Here is a 234-nt window from a genome sequence, read left to right on the forward strand (position 1 = left end):
TGGCGGTTTCGAACGACATCCTCTGTTCGATGGCGTTGAGCTTGAGTGTGTCCAGCTTCGGCTGACGCTTGGCCTTGTAGTCAAATTCGCCGCTGATGGCGCCCTTGATCAGGTTCAGCGCGGCTTCGGCCAGTTTGTCCGGAGCCACTACCGCGTCGACGGCACCGACTTTCAGTGCGTCTTCAGCCTTGTTTTCCTTACCCGCGGCGATCCATTCGATCGCGTTGTCAGCAC

At 58.5% G+C, this 234-nt stretch carries 1 pseudogene; it reads right to left on the reverse strand.

The features are described from left to right. Positions 1 to 234: pseudogene (gene fadB / locus AAEZ05_RS30270) on the reverse strand (fatty acid oxidation complex subunit alpha FadB); the annotation flags it as partial.

Origin of the sequence: Pseudomonas sp. HY13-MNA-CIBAN-0226 (assembly GCF_040310305.1) — a bacterium.
In the GTDB taxonomy this organism is placed as follows: domain Bacteria; phylum Pseudomonadota; class Gammaproteobacteria; order Pseudomonadales; family Pseudomonadaceae; genus Aquipseudomonas; species Aquipseudomonas gregormendelii.